The following is a 9087-nucleotide window of genomic DNA, read 5'->3' as shown; positions in this document are numbered from 1 at the left end:
CGCTGGCGAGCACTGCGCCGCATCACCGCCAGCCCCCGCAGAATCGGCGCCTACGTCAAAGCAGCGCTCGTCCTCACCCACATCGAACAACTCCAGCTACGCACTTCTTGCTGAGATCACCTCAGTGTCCAATCCGTTTGCCCGGCAGCCGAACGAGGGCGCGCGCAACCGGCAGGACACAGTGGCGTGGGACTTGGAGGAGCTGGGGGAGCGGCCGATCCCGCGCACCAACTACCAGCGGGCCAAGCCGACCCCGGAGTACGTCGCCGGCTACCCGCGGTGGGACGGCGCCCCGGCCAACCGGTCCTGGCGACTGGCGTGGCGCAACATGGTCGACTCATCGACCGTGCGGAGCCTTCATGCAGCGCTGCTCCCGCCTGGGCCGATGCACGTCCACGTCGTGCACACGCTGACCGCACCGTCGTGGGACCTGGCGCTGGCCGCGGGCTTCTGGGCGTCGCTTCCGCTCGACTTCCTGGTGAAGGTCGGCGGCGCGTCGAAGGTGCAGGCCGAGTTCGCAGCCCGCTTCCCCCACCCTCGCTCCCATCCCCTCGTCCCCGAGCTGATCCTCCGCGCGCTCCGCCTCAACTGCCTCACCGCCGACTACGCCCCGCTGTGGGAGGAACTGTTCAATGCCTCGTGGCGGCAGGACGAGTGGACCCGGGAGATCCCGTCCCGCCCGCTCGGCGAGGTCGGCCCCACCTGGACGATGGCCACCCCGCTGCGCCGGGACGCGGAACGCCGCCAGGCGCTCGTCGAGATCGACGCGCTCGCCGCGGTGATGCTTGGCATCACCGCGGAGGAGCTGTGCGCGATCTACCGCACGCAGTTCGGGGTGTTGCGCAAGTACGAGCGGGTGATGCAGCACGACGCGAACGGTCGTCAGGTGCCGAAGGACGTGCTCAAGGAGCACGCGAAGTTGGGTGCCCGCGCCGAGCTGGGCCGCTACGAGTTGCCGTTCACGCCGGTCGACCGGGAGGCGGAGATGACGGTGGCGCACGCCGAGTTCACCCGTCGCCTCGCCACCCGCCCGCCGGCCGCGGTCTCGCCGGCCTGACGTGTGAACCCCGTGCCGGATGCGCAAACGCGCCCATCACGAGCGGCGGGGCGGCATGATGACCAAGGACCATCGAAGGCGAAGGGAGGGACGGTGCGGTGAGTGCTCTGCATGAGCGGCCGGACGTGCTCGATCGGTTCTCCGTCCCCCTGTACACGGTGTCCGAAGCGGCGCGCTACCTCGATGTTCCGGATAGCACATTGACGACGTGGCTGCACGGCTACCACCACCGGCCGCAGGCTCGACGCGAGGTCGTCGGTGCGCCGATCCTGACCGCGCTGCCCCGGTCGGGTACGCGCGGCCCGGTGATCCCGTTCATCGGGCTGGCCGAGGGAGTGGTGCTCACCGCGATGCGGCGCAGCGGGGTGCCGTTGCAGCGCATCCGGCCGGCGCTCGAACAGCTCGACTCCCAGTTCGGGCTCGCGCACGCGCTGGCCAGCAGGCGTCTCTACACGGATGGGGCCGAGGTTCTCTTCGACTACGCGGAAGGGGCTGACGATCCCGGCCTCGTCCGCGCCGCCCGGGAGCTGGTGGTCGTGCGCAACGGCCAGCGGGTGTTCAACGAGATCGTTGCCGCCTACCTGCAGCGCCTGACCTTCGACGATGACGGCTACGTCCGCTTGATCCGGCTTCCGGCTTACGAGGTCGCCGAGCTGGTGGTGGATCCCGCGCGCGGCTTCGGGCAGCCGATCTTCGCCCGCGGCGGCGCGCGACTCGAGGATGCGCTGGCGCTCTTCCGCGCGGGAGAACCGCTCGAGGTCGTCGCGGACGAGTACGGCATGCCGCCCGAGCAGCTCGAGGACGCGGTGCGTATCGCGACTCGCCGCGCTGCCTGACATGACCGAGGGGCATCCCGATGGGCTGCCCGTGCTCTTCCTCGATCGAAGCCTCGGCCGCCGTCAGGTTCCTGACCTGCTCCGGTCGGAAGGGCTGCAGCTCCACACGTTGGCAGAGATCTACGGCATCCCCGCCGACGAGACGATCGCGGACGTCGACTGGCTCGCTCGCGCGGGCCGAGAGGGATGGGCGGTGCTGATGAAGGACGAGCGGATTCGCTACCGCCCCGCCGAGCGAGCCGCGGTGATCGAGCACCGGGTTCGGGCGTTCTGCCTCACCAGCGGGAACCTTCGTGCGCAGGACATGGCGAGTCTCTATCTCGGCGTTCTCGGTCGGCTCGTGACTGCCTGCGCCGAACCAGGGCCCTTTCTCTACGCCATCTCCCGCCAAGGGCTCCGACGCCTCGACCTTACGATGCGAACGTGACGGCGAGGACAGTCTGCTGGCGCGCCTGTCACGAGTCGGCCGGAGCCTCGGCCCAGGGAACCAACTCGACGTCACCAGCCCAACCTGCCGGCTTCAGCTGGGACTGGTACGCACCGCAGTAGCCGAGGTGATGCAGGATCAACAGCACCAGGTAGTGCTGAGCGAGGAGCCACGTCTCGGTGACCAGACCCGGGTACTTCCGGTAGAGCTTCTCCTCGTGCCCAGTAGGGTGAACGATCATGTTGCGGACTGCGTGAAGCACCGCCGGCGCGGTCCGGCGGTCGGGCTCCCGGCTCTGGGCGAAGCCGTAAAGTGCCGGGGTCACTGTCTCCTCCAGCTTTCCCACGATGGATGCCTCGGCACCGACTTTGGCGAGGCGCTCGAACGTCGGCTCGATCTTCTCGTAGGCGGTCTTCGATGTGCTGCCGTCCACCACGAGTGCCGTCCAGGTCAGATGTTCCAGCGCCGCTGCCGCAGTCATGATCCGCTGCTCGACGAAGCCCCCGGCAGCCGACAGGATCGCGCTGGCCAGCAGGAAGCGCGTCGAGAAGCGGCGGGACGGGTCGGCGAACCGCGCGACGAGCAAGCGCAGCAACTCCTCGAGCTCCCAGCCGCGCTGGTCGAACCACCAGGTCAATGCGCCGGGCGCGCCTGGGGTGCAGTGGGGGGTAGCCCACTGCTCCCACACCCGCTTGCCGTGCACGTCGAACCCGACCGGCAGGATCGGCGCGACCCATCGACCCACTGCGAACGACAGCCCGAGGTGCAGCGCATCGAGTAACGGCCCGGCCTCCTCCGCGGTGAACAGCGAGCCGTCACTGCGCCGGATTTCCATGACATGCGTGACCTCGGTGGTCCCCCCGGTCTTGATTCGCGACCAGACATCCTTGTGGTCGCTGCGTCGGTCCAGCACGACAGCCCAGCCGTCGAGATCCGCCGACCAGCGCCCGGTGAAGGTCGACGATCCGTCGTTGATGTCGTCGGTGCCGGGAAGTGCATGAAGATTCACCCAGTGGGTGACCACCCGCTGGAGGGGCGCGTCAGCCGGGCCGATTTCCACCGGCCCTAACGATCCGTCCGTCGAACTCCGGCGCTGACTCGTCGTGGTGATCGTGCCGAGTGGATGCTCGATGGTGATGTGAGCGTCGCCGCCTCTGAGGCGATGCCGGTTGGGCTCGACGGTCCACACGGCATCGAGCCGCGGGTGCAGCCGGAAGTCGATGCGCCCGGGCAGGGACCGGCCGCCCACGACCAGCGCGCCGTGGTGAAGAGGGATCGGCGCGCCGGGACCTGGGAACGGATAGGCCGGGCTCAGGGCGGGAGAAACGTCGTCCACGGCGGCGCACGCTAGAGGCGGGTACCGACAACGCCGCGTTGATGATCAGACCAGTCGCATTCCGGCTACGACATCCGCGGGGCCGGCCTCGCGCGAACCGTCAGCGGATTCCGTCGTCAACGAGCTCGACCCCGTCGGCAGTGACGCGGTGGCACTGCCCCGACCCGCTCACGATCCGGGACCAGCTCTCCGCGACGACGGCGCCGCCGTCCCATCGCAGAGCGAACCCGCCGTACATGCCGGGGATCGGGCACCACAGGCTGCATCCATGTGGCAGTTCCAGCAGGGGCTCGACCTGCGGCAGCCACGTCACCCGCTCGCAGCCGTAGCGGCGAGACCGCACCGTGATCAGCGCGTGCAGGTAGGTCTGGATGTCGGTCGTGACGGCTGGTTCGGGGAAACCGGTGCTGTCCGGCGTGAGCAGGTCGACGGGCCCGTGGTGCCCGTGGGCGAGCGTGATTTCGACCGGGCGCGCTCCCTCGAGCGTACGCAACGTCCGCCACGCGCCGGCCTCGAGCAACCGCTCGACGACAGATGTGTCGGCTCCGTGCCAGGCCGCCTGGTGCAGCGGCGCGTAGCCGCTGCGCGAGCCCAGGCGCGGGGCGTTCACCCAGTTCTTGTCGTGTGCAAGCAGCTGGAACACGCGGTCCCAGTGCGCGCTCCGAGCGGCGTCGGCGAGGGCGTCGCGCTGTTCGACGAATGTGGGGGAGTAGCCCTTGCGATCGACGTCGACGGTCCAGACCTTCTCGTCGACGTCCAAGGCGTTGCCATCGTTCTCGCACGTGGTCATCTGGTGATCGAACACCTGGGCTCGGCCGGGTGGCGAGCCACCTGGCTGGGCGGCACTTCCGACACGATCGACTACGGTACGTGGTGAGCCTGGGGAGGTGTCGTCATTGCTGCCATCGCTGGTCGCAGAGGATCTCCGTGCGTCTCTCACGAGCTTCCTCGGCACCACCTTCGCCCTCGGCGACGACGACGTGCGTGCCGAGCTCGAGCGTTTCGTCGGAGACCCGGAGCACGGGGTGTTCCGCGGGCCGTTCGTGCGCCTGCGCCTCCCGTTCCGGCCGGCGGACGAGAGATGGCGAGCCGAGCTGGACTGGTCGCCGCGCGGTTTCCGGCCGCACCGTCACCAGGCCGACGCGTGGATGCGGCTGGCGTCGCGGGACCGCGTGCCCCGGCCCACCCTGGTCACGACGGGCACGGGCTCCGGTAAGACCGAGAGCTTCCTGATCCCGCTGCTCGACCATTGCCGGCGACAGCGCCGCGCCGGGCAACAGGGCATCAAGGCGTTGGTGCTCTACCCGATGAACGCCCTGGCCAACGACCAGGCCCGGCGCATCGCGAAGCTTGTCCACGAGCACGCCGATGAGCTCGGGTCGCTGACGGTCGGGCTCTACACCGGGGACTCCAGTGGTGGCATCGAGATGACCGAGACGTCGGTGATCGGCGACCGCCACGTCATGCGCCGCAGCCCGCCCGACATCCTGCTGACCAACTACAAGATGCTCGACATGATGCTGCTGCGCAGCGAGGACACCCCGCTGTTCGCGGGCGCGAGTGAGTCGCTGCGGTATCTGGTGCTCGACGAGTTCCACACCTACGACGGCGCGCAGGGCACCGACGTGGCGATGCTGCTGCGCCGCCTGGGTATGGCGCTCGGGGTCACCACCGACGAGCGACCGCTCGGAGCGATCACGCCCGTCGCTACATCGGCCACCCTCGGGGGCGGGCCGAGCGGTGCTCCGGCGCTGCGAACGTTCGCCGAGACGGTGTTCGGCGTGGAGTTCGACGAGACGTCGCTGGTCGGGGAGGACCGCCTGACCGTCGACGAGTGGACCGCTGCGCCCTGGCCCACAGCGGGTTGGGCGGCGGCACCGGGCCCCCGAACTCCACTGCTCGACGAGGTCACCGAGGCGCTGCGGGGCGTGTCCTCCCACGCGGGGCAGGTCGCGGTGGGGATGCGGCTGTTCCTCGGCACGGCGTACCTGAAGGACGTCGAGCTCGGCGAACGGCTCCGCGCCCATCCCCTCACCCGGGCGTTGCTGCGGCTCACCGCCACGCCGTGCTCGCTCTCGGACCTGGCGCAGGACGTTGAGCCGAGTTGGGCCGCCACCACCGACGACCGTCGCGCGGCCGCCCGGCACGCCGTGGCCCTCTACCTCGCGCTGCTCTCCCGCGCCCGCACCGCCGACGGGCGGCCGCTGCTCGGCGTGGACGTCCAGCTCTGGGTCCGCGAGGTCAGCCGCCTGTTGCGGCGGGTGAGCAGCGCCCCGCGGTTCCGATGGCACGAGGGCACCGTGGTCGACGAGGACGAGCGGGTGCTGCCGTCCGTCTACTGCCGCCATTGCGGACGCTCTGGGTGGGGAGTCGTCGCCACCGCCGGGGGAGCGCACGACACCAACGCCACCTCGGTGTGGGGCAAGACGGCAAGTGACGCCGCCACCGGACGGGCGTGGATCTTCGCCCCACGGGAGGCGGCCCAGGGCTCCCCGGAGGTGCGCTGGGTCGACCCCGAGACCGCAGACTTCGTGCCCGCCCCGACCGGCCGCCATTCCGCGGTCGTCCCCGTCCTCGTCACCCCCGACGCGGAGGCCGCCAAGAAGGAGCAGTGTCCGTCGTGCGGGCAGGCCGACGGCATCCGCTACCTCGGCTCCCGGGTCGCCACGTTGGCATCGGTGACGTTGGGGCAGCTGTTCGGCAGCGCCGACGTCGCCGCGGCCGAGAAGAAGACGCTGGTGTTCACCGACAGCGTCCAGGACGCCTCGCATCGGGCCGCGTTCGTGGAGTCCCGCGCCTACGCGCTCAACCTGCGTGCTCTCCTGCACCGGTCGATCGGTGAGCAGGGGTGCACGCTCGACGCGGTGGGCCCCGCGATCGCGACGAGCGCCGACACCCTGTCCGACCGGTACGCGGTCCTGCCCCCGGACCTGCGTGACCACCAGGTGTTCCAGCAGTACTGGACGCAGACGGAACCCGAGGCGCGGGTGCTGCGGGCGGTGGCGAAGCGCATGGCGTTCGCCGCCACGCTGGAGTTCGGTCTGTCCTCGCGTACCGGGCGAACGCTGGAACTGACCGGCGCCGTCACCGCGCATGTCCATGCCGAGGATCTGCAGGACATCGTCGAGGCGGCACTCGCCGTGGTGGCACGTCAGGATGTGCAGCTCACGCTCGACGGGGTCGGTCCGCAGCGCACCACGGCGTGGGCACGCGGCATCCTCGAGCGCATCCGCACCCACGGCGGCATCGCCCACGACTGGCTGCGGAAGTTCGCCCTCACCGGCAACCGGCACAGCATCTGGGGCGGGCGGCCCCGCAATGAGGGGATGCCGGCGTTCCCCGCGCAGCGGCCTGCCCCGTCGTTCCCCACCTCCGCGCGCCACTCCGACGCCTTCGACAGCATCATCGGCCCACGCACCTGGTACTCCACCTGGACGGCCCGGGTACTGGGTGTCCCCACAGTGGACGCCACCCGCTACGTCCGGGCCTTGCTGGACGCCTTCGCCGCACGCGATGTCGTCACAGCCCTTCCCGCCGACGGCGGTGCCACCGTCTGGCAGATCCCGGCCTCGCGCGTCCGGCTCGCTCGCACCGTTGGGGCGCCCCCGTTGCTGCGGTGCACGGTCTGCTCGTCCCGGCTGCCCGGCCCGGAGCTCGTGCTGCAGCAACTCGAGGGGGCACCCTGTCAACGCGACCGGTGCGTGGGCAGCTACGCCGTCGAGCGCTCGGAGCACGACTACTACCGCGATCTCTACCGCAGCGGTCAGGTGCGGCGGATCGTGGCGCGCGAGCACACGTCACTGCTCCCTGCTGCCGAACGAGTGGAGCTGGAGAACAGCTTCAAGGCCGCGACCCGATCCGATACCCCCAACGTGCTGACCTGCACCCCAACCCTCGAGCTGGGCATCGACATCGGTGACCTCTCCACGGTGGCGCTGACCTCGTTGCCCCGGTCCACGGCGTCCTATCTGCAGCGCGTTGGGCGTGCCGGCCGGCTCACCGGCAACGCGCTGGTCGTCTCGCTGCTGCCTGCGCGGCCGCTGGAGCTGCAGCGCTTGATGGACCCGCTCACCATGATCGCGGGTGACGTCGTGCCGCCCGCGTGCTATCTCGACGCCACCGAGATCCTGCGTCGTCAGTACCTGGCATCGCTGTTCGACCGGCACGCCCGCGCAGCGACTGCAGGGCAGACGCGCCTGGCGAAGCAGGTGTTCGCCGGCGGCGTGAGCGGGACGTCCTGGCTGGGCCGGATCGTCGCGGACGCGCGGACCCATGCCGCGACGTACGTCGACGATTTCCTTCGTGGATTCGGCTCCGCCGTCAGCAAGGACACGGCAGCCGAACTGCGGCTGTGGGTTGGGGACGGCGCACCGGACGGGGAACCCCCGGGGTTCGAACGTGACGTGGAGACGGCCGTCGCGGCGTGGCTCGCCGAGGGCGAGGAGCTGGCGGCACGGTTCGCGGCTCTCGAGGCGGAGATCGCGCTCATGCAAGCCCGCCCCTCCCTCGATGAGGCCGGCGAGCGGGACCTGAAGCGGTTGTTCGGCGAGCTGGGCGCGGCCCGTGGGGCCCGCGCGGAGCGGGACCGGACGTACTGGATCTCGGCGTTGGAGGCGGCCGGGCTCCTGCCCAACTACGCGCTGCTCGACGACACGACCCGGCTCGATGTCGGCCTGTGGTGGACCGACGAGGAGACCGGCGCCCACGAGGCCAGCGACGAGAAGTACGTGCGGGGTAGCCGCAGCGCTCTGTACGAGCTCGCCCCGGGAGCCACCTTCTACGTGCGCGGCACCTCGGTGGAGATCGACGCCGTGGACCTGGGCACCAGCCGCAACCCCGCCACCCTCGCGCGTCGGTTCTGCCCTGCCTGTGGCTGGTCCGACCGGGTTGCCCCGGGATCGTCCGTTGGTGCATGCCCTCGGTGTGGTGCCGTGGGTGCTGCGGATGCCGGTCAGGTGCTCACCACCCTGCCCTTCCGCCGGGCGTCGGCCTACGCGTCCCGCGAGGTCGCGATGCGCGACGACGACACCGACGACCGGCGCCGCACCCGCTTCACGGTGCGCACCACGGTCGACAGCCACCCGAACGACATCATTGCGGCCTGGGAGCTCGCGGACTTCCCGTTCGGGGCCGAGGTCCTGCGCTCCGCGGACATCCGGTGGGTCAATCTCGGACCGACCGAGCGCGGAGGGAGTGCGCGGTTCATCGCGGGTCAGGAGGTGGCAGCTCCGCTGTTCGACACCTGCGTCCACTGCGGAGTGGTGCCGGCAGCGCAACGCGGGGTGCGCGACCGGGCAGATGCACGGAGGCCTATTCAGCCGCCAAGTAGAAGTGCAGTCCGATAACCGCCGAGATCGTCGTGTCGAACGTCGCCAGCGGCCGCCGGTAGTCGGTGTGCATGATGCGCCAGGTCTTAAAGTTTGCGATCACC

6 protein-coding genes are annotated in these 9087 nt (G+C 70.3%); 4 read left to right on the top strand and 2 right to left on the bottom strand.

Annotation, left to right across the window (positions count from 1 at the left end; all coding sequences use genetic code 11):
• The first annotated feature begins 124 nt into the window (after positions 1–124).
• From KME75_RS36960 to KME75_RS36950, 3 genes are all read left to right on the top strand, one after another.
• Complete coding sequence (locus KME75_RS36960) at positions 125–1057, top strand: hypothetical protein (protein ID WP_219419596.1); 933 nt, start codon at positions 125–127, stop codon at positions 1055–1057.
• A 125-nt stretch (positions 1058–1182) separates the two neighbouring features.
• Positions 1183–1893: a DUF433 domain-containing protein gene (locus KME75_RS36955; RefSeq protein ID WP_219419595.1), complete on the top strand. Its 711-nt coding sequence runs from the start codon at positions 1183–1185 to the stop codon at positions 1891–1893.
• 1 nt (position 1894) lies between these two features.
• The gene (locus KME75_RS36950) at positions 1895–2320 is read left to right on the top strand and encodes a PIN-like domain-containing protein (RefSeq protein WP_219419594.1); all 426 of its coding nucleotides are present in this window, start codon (positions 1895–1897) and stop codon (positions 2318–2320) included.
• Positions 2321–2348: 28 nt separating this feature from the next.
• Here KME75_RS36950 and KME75_RS36945 read toward each other — a convergent pair whose 3' ends face one another.
• Both KME75_RS36945 and KME75_RS36940 read right to left on the bottom strand, forming a co-directional pair.
• Entirely contained in the window at positions 2349–3656 is a 1308-nt protein-coding gene (locus tag KME75_RS36945; RefSeq protein ID WP_219419593.1) for a YopA family protein, read from the bottom strand.
• A gap of 100 nt (positions 3657–3756) precedes the next feature.
• Positions 3757–4446: an ankyrin repeat domain-containing protein gene (locus tag KME75_RS36940; RefSeq protein WP_219419592.1), complete on the bottom strand. Its 690-nt coding sequence runs from the start codon at positions 4444–4446 to the stop codon at positions 3757–3759.
• A 106-nt stretch (positions 4447–4552) separates the two neighbouring features.
• On the opposite strand from KME75_RS36940, the gene KME75_RS36935 reads away from it, so the two are divergent.
• On the top strand, positions 4553–9001 hold the full coding sequence (locus KME75_RS36935) for a DEAD/DEAH box helicase (RefSeq protein ID WP_219419591.1): 4449 nt from the start codon (positions 4553–4555) through the stop codon (positions 8999–9001).
• Positions 9002–9087: the final 86 nt, after the last annotated feature.

This window comes from Pseudonocardia nigra, assembly GCF_019396355.1.
Lineage (GTDB): Bacteria > Actinomycetota > Actinomycetes > Mycobacteriales > Pseudonocardiaceae > Pseudonocardia > Pseudonocardia nigra.
This window is presented reverse-complemented; position numbering and strand designations above follow the sequence as displayed.

Coding starts and splice junctions, on each gene's coding strand:
- KME75_RS36940 (WP_219419592.1), bottom strand. CDS start 4,446: ATGACCACGTGCGAGAACGATGGCAACGCCTTGGACGTCGACGAGAAG.
- KME75_RS36950 (WP_219419594.1), top strand. CDS start 1,895: ATGACCGAGGGGCATCCCGATGGGCTGCCCGTGCTCTTCCTCGATCGA.